Raw genomic sequence first — 15,031 nt, forward strand, 5'->3', positions numbered from 1 at the left:
CCCGCGGAGCGGGTACCCCAGCGCTGGCGCGCTGGGCAGCGAAACGACTCCGCTGACGCTCCGTCAAATTCCCGCGCAAGCGCGGGAATTGAATTCCGCAAGCGGAATTCTAAAGCGGTACCATTCCCGCTTCGCGGGAATGGGGAAGTCCCCGCAAGCGGGGACTTCAAGGCTGGCTACGAGGGAGGGTGCATCACATCTGTACCCGTGTAAAACCTGGAACCCCGGGCCACTCCCCCACCGGGCACTCGGAGCCCGGACCGATGCCGGCACCTTCGAAGAGAACGGGCTCCGCTGCGCTCCGCCCGAACTACCACCTCGTCGAACCCAAGCCCAGCGACGTTCCACAGAGTACACCCAACTCCCCGCCATCACGCCCAAACTGGCTACCCATCACATCCGCGACGCCAACATGTCCAACACGAATGCATCACTCTGATGCATTGTGTAGAGTCTGGGACTGCACCTCACCACCTACCCGGGCCCGCATCGCGCCCGGACATTCCAAGTTCCACTACGTGCCGTATTCCGCGAGAAGGAGAGCACGGGAAATGCCTTTCAAGCTGCGTGACCATCAAATCGAGGCCGTTGACGCCATCGTGCGCGGCCTCGACATCCCGCCCGGAGGCATTCCGGCGAACGGTCTGCGTGGTCAGGTCCACGCCGCCTGCGGGACCGGGAAGACCATCATGGCCGCCGCAGCTGCGCGCCGGCTCGTGCCGCACGGGCGCGTGCTGGTCCTGGTCCCGACGCTGGACCTGCTCACGCAGACGGTGAAGGCGTGGCATGCCGCCGGGCACACCGGGCCGGCCGTGGCCGTGTGTTCCCTTGAGGACGATCCGGAGCTGTGGAATCTGCGGGTGCGGTGCACCACGAACCCGATCCAGCTGGCGCTGTGGCACGGGACGGGGCCGGTGACCATCTACGCCACCTACGCGTCGTTGGGCGTGCTGGCGGAGGCCTTCGAAGGCGTCTACGGGCAGCAGCTGGCACCGCTGGACCTGGCGGTGCTCGACGAGGCGCACCGCACTAGTGGATCTTTGGGGAAGGCGTGGGTGGACATCCACGACCAGGCCATCATTCCGGCGGCGCGCCGGTTGTACATGACGGCGACGCCGCGGATCTGGCAGGAGCGGCCGGCCTCGTGGGAGGGGCGGGAGGGGCTGCGGGACCGGTTGCCGGCGGAGCTGGCGGCTTCGATGGACGATGAGCGGCTGTTCGGGCCGGTGCTGTATAAGCTCTCCCTCGCCTCGGCGGTGTCCCGCGGGCTGCTGGCGCGGTACCAGATCATCGTGGTGGAGCTGCGGGATGAGGAGGTCACCCCCGAGCGGCTGTACGGCCCGCAGCGGCGCGAGGAGGAGGTGCGCGGGCAGCGGCTCGGCGCCTTGCACGCGGCGCTGCTGCGCACCATGGCCGAGCATGATCTGCAGACCACCATCACGTTCCACCACCGCACGATGGAGGCGCAGGCGTTTGCGGAGGGGCTTTCGCGGGTGGCGGCGAAGCTGCACGCCGATCAGCCCGAGAAGTATCCGGCGCAGGTGTGGGCGGACTGGCTGTGCGGGGAGCACGCTCCCGAGCGCCGGCAGGAGGTGCTGGCAGGCTTTGCGACGACGGCCCGACGCGCGGTCCTTTCGAATTGTCGCGTTTTGGGGGAAGGCGTCGACATCAGAAGCGTGGACAGTGTTGCCCTGCTCGACCCCAAGGGCGCGCCGCACGACATCGTGCAGGCGATCGGGCGGGCGCTGCGGCAGAAGCCCGGCGAGGGGAAGCTCGCCTCGCTGATCGTGCCCGTCTTCCTCAAGCCCGGTGAGCGGCCGGAGGAGATGTTCACCTCCAGCTCGTATCGCCCGCTCGTAAAGATCTTGACCGGTCTTCGGGCGCATGATGAAGAAGCTGTGGAATTGCTGGCCGTTCCGCAGGAGCCGCAGAAGAATGTCGTGGAACCGTCGCAGAATATCGGAACCGAGCCCGAGGAGGGCCAGGAAGAATCGCGACTGCTGCTGCGGTTCGCCGCTCCCCGGGACCCGGTGATGGTCGCCGAGTGGGTCAGCTTCAATGTGATCGACACCGAGCGGCAGGACTGGGCTCGTGGGTACGCCGCGCTGCGGCGGTTCGTGGAGCGGGAGGGGCACGCCCGGGTGCCGTACGACCACCGCGAGGGTGCCTATCCGCTGGGGCAGTGGGTCGCTGAGCAGCGGCGCGCCTACGGGGCCGGGACCATGTCGGGCGCGCGGGCGGAGCGGCTGGAGAAGCTCGGCATGGTCTGGGACGCCACCGACGCCGCCTTCGAGGAGAACCTCGCCGCGGCACGGGTGTACTTCGAGCAGCACCGCACCCTCGCCGCACCGCGGCCAGCCACCGCGCTGGACCGGCCGGTGGGGCAATGGCTGTCCAACCTGCGCCGCCCGGGGGCGCTGGACGGGCATCCGGAGCGGGCCGCGGCCTTGGCCGCGATCGATCCGGACTGGAACCCGGCCTGGCCCATCGACTGGCAACGCCACTACGCCGCCGTGCGGGAGTGCCTGACCGGCGGAGCCGCGGTCGCCGACCTGCTGCCCGGCGTCACCGTCAACGGCGCCGACATCGGACGCTGGCTGGCCCGACAACGCGAACACACCACCTGGACCAAGCTCTCGGCCGGACAGCGCGAACGCCTGGAACAGCTCGGCATCGAGCCCCTCCCCGCGCCCAAGGCGGCCTCGAAGGGTCGTAAGGGCGGCTCTGGGGCGTTCGAGCGAGGCGTGGCGGCCCTGGCTCAGTACAAGGCCCGCACCGGCTCTGTGACCGTTCCCAGGGGCCAGGTAGAGACGCTGGAAGACGGTACAGAGGTGAAGCTCGGCATCTGGCTGTCCAACACCAAGAGCCGGCGCGCCAAACTCACCGGCGACAAGCTCGCCCGACTCGCCGACCTCGGACTCCACTGGGCATGAAGCGCGCCGCAGGAAGAGCAGCAGCGGCATCATGCCGTCATCCGGCCGTGCGCCGCAGGGACCGTCCCCGCGCATACGGGCTGCGGATCGTCATGCTGACTGCTGACGCTGAGACACCGCTCGGGGCCGTCCCCGCGCGTACGGGCTGCGGGGCTTCCACCCCGGCCCGGGAGATCTTCGCCAGGGACCGTCCCGCGCGTACGGGCTGCGGGCTCGTTGACCTGCAACGGAGTTCTCAACGCATCGCGTTTTCCCACACTTCCATCGATCCCGGCATAGAGCCCATACAGCACATAGCGTGTACAGCACGCGTGGTGGGGACGGGTGGCTCGGTTGCCCGGCCACGCTGCCCGGCCCCATGAGGCCGGAGCTTCTCGCTTCCTCCCCACCTCGGTGGGGTGTTGCCTGCCCTTGCCATAAAGGCTGGTGCAGTCCACGAGCGTTCTACTCCCCCGTCCGGGGGCCGAGCCCGCCCCCTTTCCAGGGGAGCGGCCTGCACCCAACATACGCACGAAGCGGCAGTAGGCGTGGAGTGACACGTTTTGTCACCTTTATGGCGGTTCGTTGTCGGTGGCGGGTGCAAGGCTCCGCGCATGACCGACACCGAGACCACCACCGTCGTGGTGCGCGAGCTCCTGGATCCCACCCCCGACCAGCTCGTCGTCCTGCAGCGCTATGCCACCGCTTCCCGCTGCTGCTTCAACTTCGCCTTCGGCCTCAAGCACGCCGCCCAGCAGCGCTGGGCCCGCGGCCGCGACCGCCTGATCGCTCAGGGCATGGAGCCTGCCGGGGCGGCCAAGGCGGCGCCGAAGGCGGCCATGCCCAGCCAGTTCGACCTCCAGCGGATCTTCCTCGCGGTCCGCGACCGGCCGCTGATCGGCCCCCGCCTGGAAGGTCAGGGCCCGCAGTACCGGTATACGTGGTGGAAGGGCGTCAACGCCACCGTGTGCCAGCAGGCCTTCCGCGACGCCGACACTGCCTGGGCGAACTGGCTCTCCGCCCGGCGCCGCGGCACCACGGTCGGCTACCCGCGGCCCAAACGGGCGGGACGGTGCCGGGATTCCTTCCGGATGACCAGTGTGCGGCTGGTGTCGTCGGATCTGCGGCATGTGCGGATCGGCGGGGAGAAGGACCCGCAGGGGCAGCGGGCGTTCACGGTGCGACTGCACCGGCCCGCCTACCGGCTGGCCCGGCTGCTGGCCCGCGGCGGTCAGGCGAAGATGGTGACGATCGCGCGGGACGGGCACCGGTGGTTTGCCGCCTTCAGCGTCCGCATCCCCGCACCCGCGTCGGCGCGGCCCAGCCGGCGGCAGGTCCAGAACGGGACTGTGGGGGTGGACCTGGGCGTGGAGGTGTTCGCGGCGACCTCCAGCCCGCTGGTCCTCGGGGAGGACAAGACCCAGTTGATCGCCAACCCGCGACACCTGGACAACGCGCGGCGGGCCCTGACCAAGTGGCAGCGGCGCATGGCCCGACGCCACGTCAAAGGCCGGCCCGCACACGCGCAGTCCCAGGGCTGGCAGGAGGCGCGCGAGAAAGTCGCCCGGCTGCACGGACTGGTCGCAGCCCACCGGGCCTCCACCCAGCACCTGCTGACCAAACGCCTGGTCACCCAGTACGCCCACATCGCCATTGAGGACCTGCACGTGAAGAACATGACCAAGTCCGCCCGCGGCACCACGGAGACACCAGGGAAGAACGTCGCGGCCAAGGCCGGGCTGAACCGCGCGATGCTCGATGTCGGGTTCGGGGAAATCCGCCGGCAGATCGAGTACAAAGCCCGCCTGTACGGAGCCCGCGTCACCGCTGTCGATCCCGCCTACACCTCCCAGACCTGCCACCAATGCGGCCAAGTCGACCGCAAAAGCCGCCGCACCCGCTCCCTCTTCCACTGCACCGATGCGGGCACGCCACCCACGCCGACATCGGCGCCGCCTTCAACATCAAAAACCGCGCCACGAACACACCCTGCTGAAGGCTCCTGCCGTTGGCCGCCCGGTATCAGTGGGCCTGTTCGTCGACTCAACACAGTCGGCGAGCAGGCCCAATCGATCGCTCGTCGGCATCACGCCGACAGGCCCTCTGTTGTCTCCTGTGCTGCCTCGTCGGAGGAGATCTGGTCCAGTAGAGCCGTGCACTGGGCCAGAAGCTGGTCATAGGTCATGACCGTGATGCCGTGCATCCGACTGTTGAGACCATGCAGCGCGTGCAGCTTGGACTTTTCCCACTCATGTGAGCGGCCAATGACTACCACCGCTCGCGGGTGGTAGGCCGTAATTTCGGGACGATCGGGCAAGCCGTGCTGCGCTGCTCGGTGCAGGGTGTCGAGGTATCTGTGGCACTGGCCGATGGCCTGCGCCGTATGAGTGGACCAGTACCAGTTCTTGTGTGTGTCGTCGTAGAGGATGACGGCCTTGTCGGGGCGTTTGAGTTCGTAGATGTCTCGCAGGCCGCTCGCTGTCGACTCCATGAGCAAGTCGACATGATCGCCTATGCCGATGAATCTTTGGTCATCGCGAGCTACGTAGGCATTGCCAAAGGCCCAGGAGTGGCGCTCGCACCAGCTCTGGTAGATGTCCTCCCTGGCTCGGCCTTCCCTGAGGTTTTCCTGCAGCTCCGTTACTGCCGAACGGAGCTCGCCGATTCTCACGGTCGCGGAGAATGCGTTGGCGAGGGTCACGGGGTCGACGTGCCGAGCGACTCTGCTGGCGAATCTGCGGCTGTCGAGAGCTCCGCCGATGGCGCGTACGGCGTCGTCGGACGCGCTCGTCTGGGTGTCGAGCTGGTCAGCTCGGAAAACGAGGTACTGGCCGTCGTCTTCCTGCTCGGAGACAGCGAGTGCTTGGGCTATGTGCCGCTTGAACACCTTCAGGTCATTGGCGTTCAGCGTCATCTCACACGGTTCCCCGTCGACCTTGTCCGTCCGGATGAGCTTCATGGACAGTTCGGCCGCTGAGTTCTTGTGAGGGATGAAGTAGGGGATTGCTTCGATCCGCACGCGAGTGGTGTCTCTGATGATCATCCGCTCGCCGTACGAGACGGCGCCTGAAGACGCAGGGCGGCGATCGAAGAAGACTGGTTCGTCCTGATCCATGAGCGCACGTTGAGGCAACCTGCGACGGTATGTAGGCAAGTTGTCGAAATGGGAACTTTAGTTTGGTCGACCCGCTGCGGGCTCCTTCGTGCAGTTCATCCTCGCCCGTCGGGAGTACGGCCTCAGCGTGCGCTGGACGGGTGAACGCCTGGTCGGCTGCGACCCGGGCGGTCTCGCTGTCGGTTGAGGGTTCCGCGGACCGTCCGGCCCGTGCACGGGCCGACTCTGCGGGGTGCTCATGGGGCGTCACAAGCCGAACAAGCCGCGTCAACCGCACAGCGGGAGGGAGCAGTCGAGCCGCGAGTGGTTCGGCACCGCCTTCCACTCCGTCCACGGCATGTATCACCTGGACGTGCGGCAGTCCGGCAACGGCATCCTGCTCACCGCCTCCCCCGCCGAGGCCGACGATGCTCCGGCCGCGTGGCCGCTGCGTCTGCGCAACGACGACGGCGGCCAGGGACTGCGCGACCTGGGCACGGCCCTCGCCACCGGCCAGGCCCACGGCATCAGCATGGAAGAGGAGCCCGGGTACAAGACCGCGCTGATGTTCATCCCCAACCACCCGGAGGAAGGCATCGGCATGCTCGCCCGGGTCCGCACCATCGACGGCCAGGACGACGTCATCTTCGAACGGCGCGTGGAGCGGCCGATGGGCCTGTGGGCCGAGGCCGGAGAGAGCCTCTGCCGCATCGCCTTGTTGCTCGGCCCGGACGCGCCGCCGGCAGAGGAGACCGAGGACTGTCTGCTATGGCCTGGCTGCTACCGGCCCGTCGACGACAGCTCCTCCCCACACAACCTCATCGGCCCCAACCTCATTCTCGGGCTGTGCCGGCTGTGCGCGGAAGGCACCACGCTTCGCTCGCTACGCCAGGCCGACGTCCCCATCAGCGCGCAGCAACGTGCCGTCCTGGAGACCGTGGCCGCCGCCATGGGGTAGCTGGGGGTGCCGGCCGCTCTCGGAAGCGGTGTGTCAGGCGCGCCCAGGGCGCCCGCCAGGGCGCGCGGGCGACGGCTCCCCTGCCCTGGCCGGGGCGGGGAGCCGTCGCCCGTCGGTTTCGGCGCCGGTTTCGGGTGAGGGCCCGTGGCCTGCCCTGTCAGGTGCGCACTCAGCAAAGGGACGGGAAGGGGGAACGGTGGCCTCACCACGGGGCGCCGGAGGTGGTGATGGTCAGGCGTAGTGCCAGTAGATCGTGATGGTGGGGGTGGAGCCAGCGGGCAGGTCCTGCTGCTCGCAGAAGTCGATGACGACGTTGTCGCCCTGACCCAACGAGGCCTTGTTGCAGTCCGTCGCGATCTTGCCGGGCACCTCCGTCTGGTGCTGCGTGGCCGCCTGGGAGACGCCGATGGCGGCCCCTCCGGTACCCGTGCAGCGGGTGGAGGAGCCGCCTTCGTCCGTCACGTCGACGGAACTCGGTGCGGGTGCGGCGTCCGGTTCTCCGACGGGCGCGGTCAAGGAGACCGGGCCTGGGTGGAGAGGGCCGGAGGTGACCCGCCTCGGGCTCAGGCCTGGTAGAAGACCAGCATGCTGGTGTTGCCCGGGTCTTGGGGCATGCGCTCGCAGTGGGTGACCTTGACGTGGTGGCCCGCGGCCTCGTCCGCAGCTTTCTGGGTCTCCTTGGTGATGCAGTCCGTCGAGGCGTTGCCCTGCGTCTCAAACGAGTGTTCGGCGGCCTGGGCGGCTCCGATGCCGAAGCCGGAGAAGGCCAGGACACTGGCGCCGAGAACGGCTGCCCGCTTGAACTTGCGCATACTTTTCTCCCTTTGCTGTACGTACACGGTGGGCACGCCAGGAGGCGTACCGCACCGTTCCCATGGGGCGGCGTGACCGGTCCGGTGTGGCTGCGCTGCGCGCTTCGGACACCGCACCGGCCGGAACGCCGAAGGTCGGCGGAGCGCCGACCGGCCCCGGGCGGCCGAACCCTTCGACCGCGTGGGCTCAACTCCCGCCCGGCACTTCCCGGGCAGGCTTCAGTGGTCAGATCAGTGGCCGGCGGGACGTTCAGAAGTCGTACGGCTTGGCGGTGCTCCAGTTCAGCACGTCGGCCTCGTTCCAACTGAACTGCTGCTTGGCGCCCTTGAGGGCGACCGAGAAGGAGGGGCCCACCTGGCCGTCCGCGCCGCGCAGCGCGAGGGAGAAGGACTGCTCCGTGTGGTGCCCCGAGCCGTAGTCGAAGAGGTTGACCGCGCTGTAGAGCTTGCCCCCGGGCTGGAGGGTGAGGTGCTTACCTCCGCTGCCCGGCTTGTCCTTCTTCGAATGCGGCAGCGCGGCCACGTCGACGTCGCCGCCGAGCTTCACCGACGGGTAAGAGGTCACCCAGCACGGCTTGGCGCCCTCGTTGGAGGCGGTGACCAGAAGGTGGTCGCCCTGCTGCCCGGCGAACCGGTGCACCGCGGTCAGCCGCAACTCATCCCCACGGCACTGCTGCGCGCCGGCCTCCTGGGTACCGCCCGGGGCGGCCTCCGAGCGCACGTCCTCCGTCCCGGCCTTGCTCTCCCCGCCCGTGGCGGACTGGCTCTGCGCGGTATCGGCGGTGCTGTCGCCGCCGGCCGCCTTCGAGCTGCCGTTGTCGGCGCCGCCGCAGGCCGTCAGACCCAGCGCCAGCGCAGCGGTGACACCGGCCAGAGTGACGGCACGAATCCGGGAAGTACGCATGATCGGGGTCCCCTGCTTTCCGTGCGGGAGCCTTCTGCGTCGTTCCCGCGGTGTGACCACCACCCTTCCCCCAGCCACTGACGTCCCGGAAACGCCTCACTCACGCCTCACAAACACACCACGCGCCAACCGGTGAGGCCCCGCCGCGGACAATCTGCAGCACTTCACCGCTTCAGCCGGTTGCCGGTTCATTGCCCTGCCCGAACCGCGGGACGTCGACCGGGAGGAGATCGCTGCGAGGGCGGAGCATGCGCAGGAGGTTCCGCCATCGGCCGGCCCCGTCCAGCGCGACATCGGCGCTGATCTCGGCAACCAGCTCGGGGACGACGAGGGTGACGTCGAGAGTGCCGTTCGTACCCCAGCCCGTGCTGAACCTACGGCCGGCCCAGGGGTGCCCGGGTCCGGCCGGGGTCAGCTGTGCGGCGATATCGCGGGCGAGGGCGGCATCGAGCTGGGTGGTGCGGCCGACGTAGCGCAGGCGGCTGGCCGCATCGAGGCGGCCGAGCAGCAGCGTGCCGGGACGGTGCAGGGAGCCGGTGACGGCGCCGACGATGGCCTCGGTGGACTCCCGAACGCGGTACTTCCGCCACCCGCCCGCACGCTTGCCCGGGATATACGGCTGCTGCTGCCGCTTGAAGACGCAGCCCTCGATGCCGGCAGCCGACCAGGACAGCCACTCCCGCGCGGTCGCTTCGTCGGTGGTCATGGGGCACAGCGTCCACGGCGCGCCGAGCCGGTGGTCAGCGAAGAGGGTTTCCAGAGCGGCGCGGCGCAGAGCGTAGGGGTGGGACGTGAGGTCGACACCGTAGTGAAGGAGGTCGAAGGCGACGAAGTGGGCCGGGTGCTGCTCGGCCAGGCGCGCGGCAGTGGCCGGACGGCGGTTCAGGCGTCGCGTCAGATGCTCGAAGGCCAGGCGGCCGTCGGCCCAGATGACCAGCTCGCCGTCCAGGACGACGTCGTACGGCAGCTGCGCGGACGCGGCGGCCAGTTCGGGGAAGCCGGGGGTGAGGTCGGTGCCGTGGCGGGAGCGCAGCAGCGTCTGCTCCTGGTCGTGGGCCAGCAGGGCGCGGAAGCCGTCGTTCTCCAGACTGCGGGGTGTCTCACGAGACACGTGTGGTCACAGCGCGGCGGTGGCGAGGAATGCGTCTCGGGCGGGGCTGGTGGTCCGTGGGGAGTACAGGGCGTGCAAGGGGGCGTAGAGGGGTGGGTCCAGGGCGAGGATGCGGGCGGCGCCGCCGACGGCGGAGCCTGGGGCTGTGGTGACGAAGGCGAGGCGGTCGGTGCCGATGACGGCGGTGGCGGGCGGGGTGCCTTGGAGGGCGGTGCGTTCGGTGTGGGGTTCGAAGCCGGCTGCGTGGCAGTGGCTGATGAGCAGGTCGGTGTAGCCGGAGTGGCCGGGTTGGCCCCAGACGATGAAGTGCTGGTCAGCGAGTTCTGACAGGGCCACGGAAGTGCGTGTGGCAAGGGGGTGGTCGGCGGCGACCGCAATGTTGAGGGGGTGCTGTCCCAGGGTGGTGCGGGCCAGTCCGTGTGGCGGGGCGAGGGCCCGGCAGAGCCCGATGTCGAGGTCTCCGGCCAGCAGGGCTTCGGTCAGTTCGTTCGGGTAGCGCTGGTTGACGTCGGTGGCCAGGTGAGGGTGGGCGGTACCCACCTGCCGCAGCAGCGCGATGATCTCTTCCCCGGTGACGGCCGGGGTGTGCCCCAGGCGCAGCACTTCCTTCTCGCCGCGGCCGATGCGGCGGGCGCGCTGGAGGGCGGAGCGTGCCGTACCCCGCAGGATGCGGGCGTCCTGGACCAGGGCAGCGCCGGCGGGCAGCAGCCCCACACCGGTGGCGGTGCGCTCCAGCAGGGGGACGCCCACTTCGCGTTCCAGGACGCGGATGGAGGTGGACAGTGCCTGCTGGGACAGGTGCAGGCGGGTGGCGGCGCGGGTGATGCTGTGCTCTTCGGCCACCGCGATCAGGTGCTCCAGCTTGTGCAGGTCCAGGACCACGAGGTCAGGTCACTCCCTTGCGACGCTGACGCAGGGAACCGCCCCGCCTCTCGCTCCCCGCCCACGCCCGCAGGTCCACGCCCGTGGCGGCGTCGTCGGACATCGCTGCGCCGTCGGTGAGCGCGGCGAAGCACGCCTCCCCGTCGCTCGCGTCGACCGCGGTGACGAACGCGGCCACCGCGGGATCGGTCAGCTCGGCAGCCACTCTTGACTCTCCTGTGCAGGTGCCGGAATCGGATACAGCTTGCTCCCGCCCCGGGCCCGGCCGCGTCGACGAGCGCGGCCGGGCCCGATGTGCGGGCTCATCGGGTGGTGTAGCCGCCGTTGGCGAACAGGGTCTGCCCGGTGATCCACCAGCCCTCGGTGGCCAGAAACCTGACCAGCGGGACGATGTCCTCGATGTGCGTGAGCTGGTTGCCCATGGCCTGCGACTTGTGGAATTCCACCCGCTCCGGCGTCTCCTGCGGGTAGAAGAACGGCGTGTCCATCGGCCCCGGCGCCACCATGTTCACCGAGATCGACCGGTCCGCGAACTCCTTGGCCGCCGCCCGGGTGAAGTGCTCCAGCGGCGCCTTGCCGCCCGCGTAGGTGGAGTATCCGTCGGTGAAGGCGGCCAGCAGGGACGTGCCCAGACTGATGATCTTGCCGTGATCGGTCAGGCGGCGCCCCGCCTCCTGGATGAAGAAGTACGCCGCCTTGGCATTGATGCCGAACATACGGTCGTACTCTTCCTCGGTGGTCTCCAGGATCGGCTTGCGCAGCACCATCCCGGTCGTGTTCACCGCGACGTCGACGCCGCCGTAGGTGTCCACCGCGGTATCGAACAGCCGCCGCACACTCGCCACGTCCGTCAGGTCTCCCTGCACGGACACCGCCTGCCCGCCGGCGTCCTGAATGGCCCGGACGGTCTCCTCCGCCTCCTTCTCCGCCGTGTGGTAGTGCACCACGACCCTGGCTCCGGCCTCGGCGAACGACCTGCTGAGCAGTCCGCCCAGATTCTTCTCGCCCCCGCCGATGACCGCGACCTTGTCCTTCAGCGCGTGCTTGGCCATGTCCAGCACCTCCTCATATCACTGTCAGTGACCGGACTGATCACTTCCACTCACGAGGCTAGGCAGACATAACGGACGCAGACCAACACAACCTGCGCGTCGTCCCACAAACGTTTTCGATAACCGCTGGTCACACTGCGCGTACCGGCTGCGGGTGTCTGCGCACTGATTCAGGCAGCCACTCGGATGAGACATCTCCGAGTGTCTGGAGAACCGTCCCACTCCGGCTCCGCCGCCCACCCGGCCGGCAGGGCGAAGGTGTCGACGGGCTGGGCAAGCATCGGCTCGGCGGGCATGAGCAGCATGACCAACCTCTTCCACGGGCCTGGCCCGGCCTCGCCCGGCGGTCGGGTGGCCTGAGGCCTGTTCCGGTCGCCTCGGCAGCCGACACCTACAAGGTCAGGCTTTCGTTGCTGTGTCCGGGCTACCGCCCTGGGCGAGCGGCGGGCCTATCACGCGCTCGGGGTACGCGTAGAAGTCAGCCAGCCGTTCCAACGAGTTTCGCAGTTCCGGGTCATGCTCGACGGCATGGAGAAACGCTGCGTACTCCTCACGTTGCTCCTGCTCCAACTCCTGCTCCACCGCCTGAACCGCCTCTAGGGCGCGCGCCTCGATGGCCTGCGGGGGTATGCCGCCCACCAAAGCTGATCCGCCTAGGGAGAGGTCGAGGGCTCTGCCTGGCAGCTTCCTGATGGCACGGCCGATGTACTCCTTGCCCTTCACCGGAACCGGCGACACGGCCTGGTCCCCGGTGAAGTCGACCTCGTCCAAGTGCTCCAGAGCGTCTCGTATATCCTTCAGGAAGGGATCTTCCTTGCGGGGCTCCTGCCCCCGTTCACGGCGCAGGCGGGCGTCCCATCGTTCGAGCTGGTGTGCGGCCCACACCAGCTGGTGCTCTTCGGCCCACTGGGCCCGGAAGTTCCGCTCAAGCACCTCCATCGAAGGGCTCCAGTCCTCCATCCGCTCGTAATTGCGGTCGTCTTGGCGCGCTTGGTGCCGTATTGCCTGCGCTCGCTCCGCTTGGCGGAGTACCGCCTCGGCCCAGGTGCGGACGAAGAATCGAGCCTGCTCCTCGTTTTCGCTCATGACTAGATGTTAGAAACTGTTGCTGTTTCAGATGCGATAAGCGCATTTCTGTGGGGTAGCCATGCAATTGCCCCGCCATGCGACAGGAACGACGCGTCGCTTCCCGGTAAGGGTTCTGGCTGCCGCGAGCGGTCAGGTGCGCAGTTCCTGGAGCCGGGCGGCCGCACCGCATACCTTGCAGGCATCCGCGGCCGGGCCCTCGAGCGCGGCTTGGGCCTGGGCGGTGGTGAGATCCGCGCGCGCCTTGCACAGCGGACAGCCTGCGCGGTGCACCCGCACCGGGGCGGGGCTTGTTGGAGTCGTAGGCGACGCGGAAACGCTCCAGCGCCCACCACTCCCCCACCCCCGCGTCCGGTCCCGAACTGGGAGCGGGGGCCGGGGCGGGCGGAGTGGGTGGCCGGCGGCCGGTGCGCGCCCGCAGCAGCGCCTGGCGGTCCCGCTCGATGGGCACCCCGGCATAGGAGACTCCGTCGACGGGCCGCACATGGGAGGCCGGGGCACTGAAGACGATGTCGGCCGGCTCGGCCAGGTCCCGGCCGCCGACCTGCGCGTCGGCCACAAGGTCACGGAGACCTCGTAGAACCAGGCGGTGGTGTTTCCCTGCCAGCGGCGCAGCAGCCGGCCGACCAGCTCCTGGCCGTCGTGCAGGACGATGCGGATCGGCGGCGTGGGCGGCTCGGACGGTAGCTCCCCGTCCGCGAGCGGCCCTGGGTCCTCGTCCATGGCGCTATGCCGCGTCCGCGTCGTCGGCGGGGGTGTCGTGGACGTGTTTCAGGGCGCTGCGGGCGGCAACGACGGCGGGACCCGAGAGGGTGTCCCAGTACGGGTGTGTGCCGATCTGGATGGACAGCTCCAGCATGCGGCCGCGCAGCCGGGCCTCCTCCGCGGCTTGCTCCTCGGTGTAGCCAGGGGACTCCTCCCGCCGGAAGGGGTACCAGTGCCCCTCCGGGCGCTCGTATCCCGGCTGCGGCACTGCCAACCACGGTAGCGTCTCGCACAGCGCTCGGTACTCGGCGCGGGTCTGGTGCATCTCCAGCTGGGCGGCAGTGAGGTCCTCGGGGAAGTCGTACTCGGCCACGCCAGAATGATACGCCCGTTCGATTCTCTGAGGCGGGCGGCACGCCGCCGTCTCCTCCTCATGGCTCCCCGTCGCCGTTGCTCCCAGGGGTGCCGTTGCCAGTGAGCGCTCCCGTCTGAGAGCGGCTGAAGTGCACCCAGCCCTGCCACGCCGTGTGGAGATCGACCGGGCTCCTGTGATCGCGCATCCCCATGCTCGACCGGCGGCCTGCGCGTGACCATCGACGAGACGCTTCTCGATCGCCTACGGAACCAGAAGGCTCGCCGGGTTCTGAGCCGGGCCGGCCTAGAGACGGCGGGGACGGCCGTGGACGATACGCGTCCATGCAGTGGTGCGGTCGGCATCAGCCTCTGAGGCCCGGGCGAATCCGCAGCAGCTGACCGTCACCCGCCTGCCCGACACCTCGTGCGTGCCGGACAGGCAGCCGCTGAGCTGAGACGGCGGAGAACCTCGCCTGCCCGTGGACGCGCAGCGGGCGAGCTCCCCCCGCCGGCCCTGCCCGCCTGCAGACAGCCCCGAGGTCGCAGTCGGGCGGGGCCGCAGACTGTCTCCCTCTACCCTGCTGTTCATGACGATCGACTGGAGTGAACGCACCTGGCCCGAGCCGGATGCTCACGCGGAACTCGCGAAGCTCCAGGCTGACATGGATGCCGGCACTTGGGTGCCGTCGGCGGCTGTACTCAAGGCTGCACTGGTCGTCGTCTACTGGAGCGAGGCGCCGGTCGAGCAGACCTACCAGCGGGCCCTCCAGGCACTCGGCATCCCACGTCGCGGCGGGGACGCGCGCTTCGCTCGCCTGCTGGCCTTCCTGGCATACACGCCCGACGAGTATCCGGACTTGCCCCCGGAAATGCGCGGCTTCATTCGCGCCGTCATCGCTCTTGAGGCAGCACCGGCCGGCTAAGAATCCCCTCCTCCTGAGCGCCGGGTGGCGGTCCTGGGCGAGGCTGCGGGATCAGTGCAGCCTGGCCCAGACCCCGCCCCATCCGAGGACCAGGTCGACAGCTGAGCACATCCGCGCCTCGTTACACGACCGGGCCTGCGGGCCTTACCAGCGCTGCCGGACCGATTCAAGCGATGGCGAAATCGGGATTTCTCGCGGATCGCTACGCCTCTTCAGGGCCGGAGCCAAGACGCAGCCA

General features: G+C 69.0%; 15 protein-coding genes. 4 read left to right on the plus strand and 11 right to left on the minus strand.

From position 1 onward, the window contains the following. The first annotated feature begins 551 nt into the window (after positions 1–551). Both ACIGQF_RS31215 and ACIGQF_RS31220 read left to right on the plus strand, forming a co-directional pair. Positions 552–2,933, plus strand: coding sequence for a Helicase associated domain protein (locus tag ACIGQF_RS31215; RefSeq protein ID WP_399717194.1), 2,382 nt, complete (start codon positions 552–554; stop codon positions 2,931–2,933). Positions 2,934–3,526: 593 nt separating this feature from the next. Next, the gene (locus tag ACIGQF_RS31220; protein WP_399717197.1) at positions 3,527–5,092 is read left to right on the plus strand and encodes an RNA-guided endonuclease InsQ/TnpB family protein; all 1,566 of its coding nucleotides are present in this window, start codon (positions 3,527–3,529) and stop codon (positions 5,090–5,092) included. Here ACIGQF_RS31220 and ACIGQF_RS31225 read toward each other — a convergent pair. Then, the gene (locus tag ACIGQF_RS31225) at positions 4,999–6,027 is read right to left on the minus strand and encodes a Shedu anti-phage system protein SduA domain-containing protein (protein WP_399717199.1); all 1,029 of its coding nucleotides are present in this window, start codon (positions 6,025–6,027) and stop codon (positions 4,999–5,001) included. The genes ACIGQF_RS31220 and ACIGQF_RS31225 overlap by 94 nt on opposite strands. 238 nt (positions 6,028–6,265) lie before the next feature. On the opposite strand from ACIGQF_RS31225, the gene ACIGQF_RS31230 reads away from it, so the two are divergent. Continuing rightward, entirely contained in the window at positions 6,266–6,964 is a 699-nt protein-coding gene (locus ACIGQF_RS31230; RefSeq protein ID WP_399717202.1) for a hypothetical protein, read from the plus strand. Between the two features lie 231 nt (positions 6,965–7,195). Here the strand turns inward: ACIGQF_RS31230 and ACIGQF_RS31235 are convergent, their stop codons facing one another. From ACIGQF_RS31235 to ACIGQF_RS31280, 10 genes are all read right to left on the minus strand, one after another. Continuing rightward, a complete protein-coding gene (locus tag ACIGQF_RS31235; RefSeq protein ID WP_399717205.1) occupies positions 7,196–7,426 on the minus strand; it encodes a hypothetical protein in 231 nt (76 codons plus the stop codon). Positions 7,427–7,527: 101 nt separating this feature from the next. Beyond that, the gene (locus tag ACIGQF_RS31240; RefSeq protein ID WP_399717207.1) at positions 7,528–7,776 is read right to left on the minus strand and encodes a hypothetical protein; all 249 of its coding nucleotides are present in this window, start codon (positions 7,774–7,776) and stop codon (positions 7,528–7,530) included. A 250-nt stretch (positions 7,777–8,026) separates the two neighbouring features. Continuing rightward, on the minus strand, positions 8,027–8,680 hold the full coding sequence (locus tag ACIGQF_RS31245; protein WP_399717210.1) for a DUF4232 domain-containing protein: 654 nt from the start codon (positions 8,678–8,680) through the stop codon (positions 8,027–8,029). A 172-nt stretch (positions 8,681–8,852) separates the two neighbouring features. Continuing rightward, entirely contained in the window at positions 8,853–9,791 is a 939-nt protein-coding gene (locus ACIGQF_RS31250; protein ID WP_399717212.1) for an ATP-dependent DNA ligase, read from the minus strand. Positions 9,792–9,797: 6 nt separating this feature from the next. After that, positions 9,798–10,673, minus strand: coding sequence for a LysR substrate-binding domain-containing protein (locus ACIGQF_RS31255; protein WP_399717215.1), 876 nt, complete (start codon positions 10,671–10,673; stop codon positions 9,798–9,800). Positions 10,674–10,677: 4 nt separating this feature from the next. Beyond that, a complete protein-coding gene (locus tag ACIGQF_RS31260; RefSeq protein ID WP_399717217.1) occupies positions 10,678–10,878 on the minus strand; it encodes a hypothetical protein in 201 nt (66 codons plus the stop codon). A 97-nt stretch (positions 10,879–10,975) separates the two neighbouring features. Beyond that, positions 10,976–11,725, minus strand: coding sequence for an SDR family oxidoreductase (locus ACIGQF_RS31265; RefSeq protein WP_399717220.1), 750 nt, complete (start codon positions 11,723–11,725; stop codon positions 10,976–10,978). Between the two features lie 399 nt (positions 11,726–12,124). Continuing rightward, on the minus strand, positions 12,125–12,811 hold the full coding sequence (locus ACIGQF_RS31270) for a hypothetical protein (protein ID WP_399717223.1): 687 nt from the start codon (positions 12,809–12,811) through the stop codon (positions 12,125–12,127). 132 nt (positions 12,812–12,943) lie between these two features. Then, positions 12,944–13,534, minus strand: a complete 591-nt coding sequence (locus ACIGQF_RS31275; RefSeq protein ID WP_399717226.1) for a DUF6233 domain-containing protein — start codon at positions 13,532–13,534, stop codon at positions 12,944–12,946. A 4-nt stretch (positions 13,535–13,538) separates the two neighbouring features. Then, a complete protein-coding gene (locus tag ACIGQF_RS31280; protein ID WP_399717229.1) occupies positions 13,539–13,889 on the minus strand; it encodes a hypothetical protein in 351 nt (116 codons plus the stop codon). Positions 13,890–14,457: 568 nt separating this feature from the next. On the opposite strand from ACIGQF_RS31280, the gene ACIGQF_RS31285 reads away from it, so the two are divergent. Further along, on the plus strand, positions 14,458–14,793 hold the full coding sequence (locus ACIGQF_RS31285) for a hypothetical protein (protein WP_399717232.1): 336 nt from the start codon (positions 14,458–14,460) through the stop codon (positions 14,791–14,793). Positions 14,794–15,031 lie beyond the last annotated feature (238 nt).

The sequence above is a fragment of the Streptomyces sp. NPDC053560 genome, assembly GCF_044544605.1.
In the GTDB taxonomy this organism is placed as follows: Bacteria; Actinomycetota; Actinomycetes; order Streptomycetales; family Streptomycetaceae; genus Streptomyces.

What these genes read in the sequence shown, in the direction of transcription:
- ACIGQF_RS31215 (WP_399717194.1), top strand. Translation starts at nt 552, where the DNA reads ATGCCTTTCAAGCTGCGTGACCATCAAATCGAGGCCGTTGACGCCATC.
- ACIGQF_RS31285 (WP_399717232.1), top strand. Translation starts at nt 14,458, where the DNA reads ATGACGATCGACTGGAGTGAACGCACCTGGCCCGAGCCGGATGCTCAC.
- ACIGQF_RS31225 (WP_399717199.1), bottom strand. Translation starts at nt 6,027, where the DNA reads ATGGATCAGGACGAACCAGTCTTCTTCGATCGCCGCCCTGCGTCTTCA.
- ACIGQF_RS31220 (WP_399717197.1), top strand. Translation starts at nt 3,527, where the DNA reads ATGACCGACACCGAGACCACCACCGTCGTGGTGCGCGAGCTCCTGGAT.
- ACIGQF_RS31275 (WP_399717226.1), bottom strand. Translation starts at nt 13,534, where the DNA reads ATGGACGAGGACCCAGGGCCGCTCGCGGACGGGGAGCTACCGTCCGAG.
- ACIGQF_RS31270 (WP_399717223.1), bottom strand. Translation starts at nt 12,811, where the DNA reads ATGAGCGAAAACGAGGAGCAGGCTCGATTCTTCGTCCGCACCTGGGCC.
- ACIGQF_RS31245 (WP_399717210.1), bottom strand. Translation starts at nt 8,680, where the DNA reads ATGCGTACTTCCCGGATTCGTGCCGTCACTCTGGCCGGTGTCACCGCT.
- ACIGQF_RS31265 (WP_399717220.1), bottom strand. Translation starts at nt 11,725, where the DNA reads ATGGCCAAGCACGCGCTGAAGGACAAGGTCGCGGTCATCGGCGGGGGC.
- ACIGQF_RS31230 (WP_399717202.1), top strand. Translation starts at nt 6,266, where the DNA reads ATGGGGCGTCACAAGCCGAACAAGCCGCGTCAACCGCACAGCGGGAGG.
- ACIGQF_RS31240 (WP_399717207.1), bottom strand. Translation starts at nt 7,776, where the DNA reads ATGCGCAAGTTCAAGCGGGCAGCCGTTCTCGGCGCCAGTGTCCTGGCC.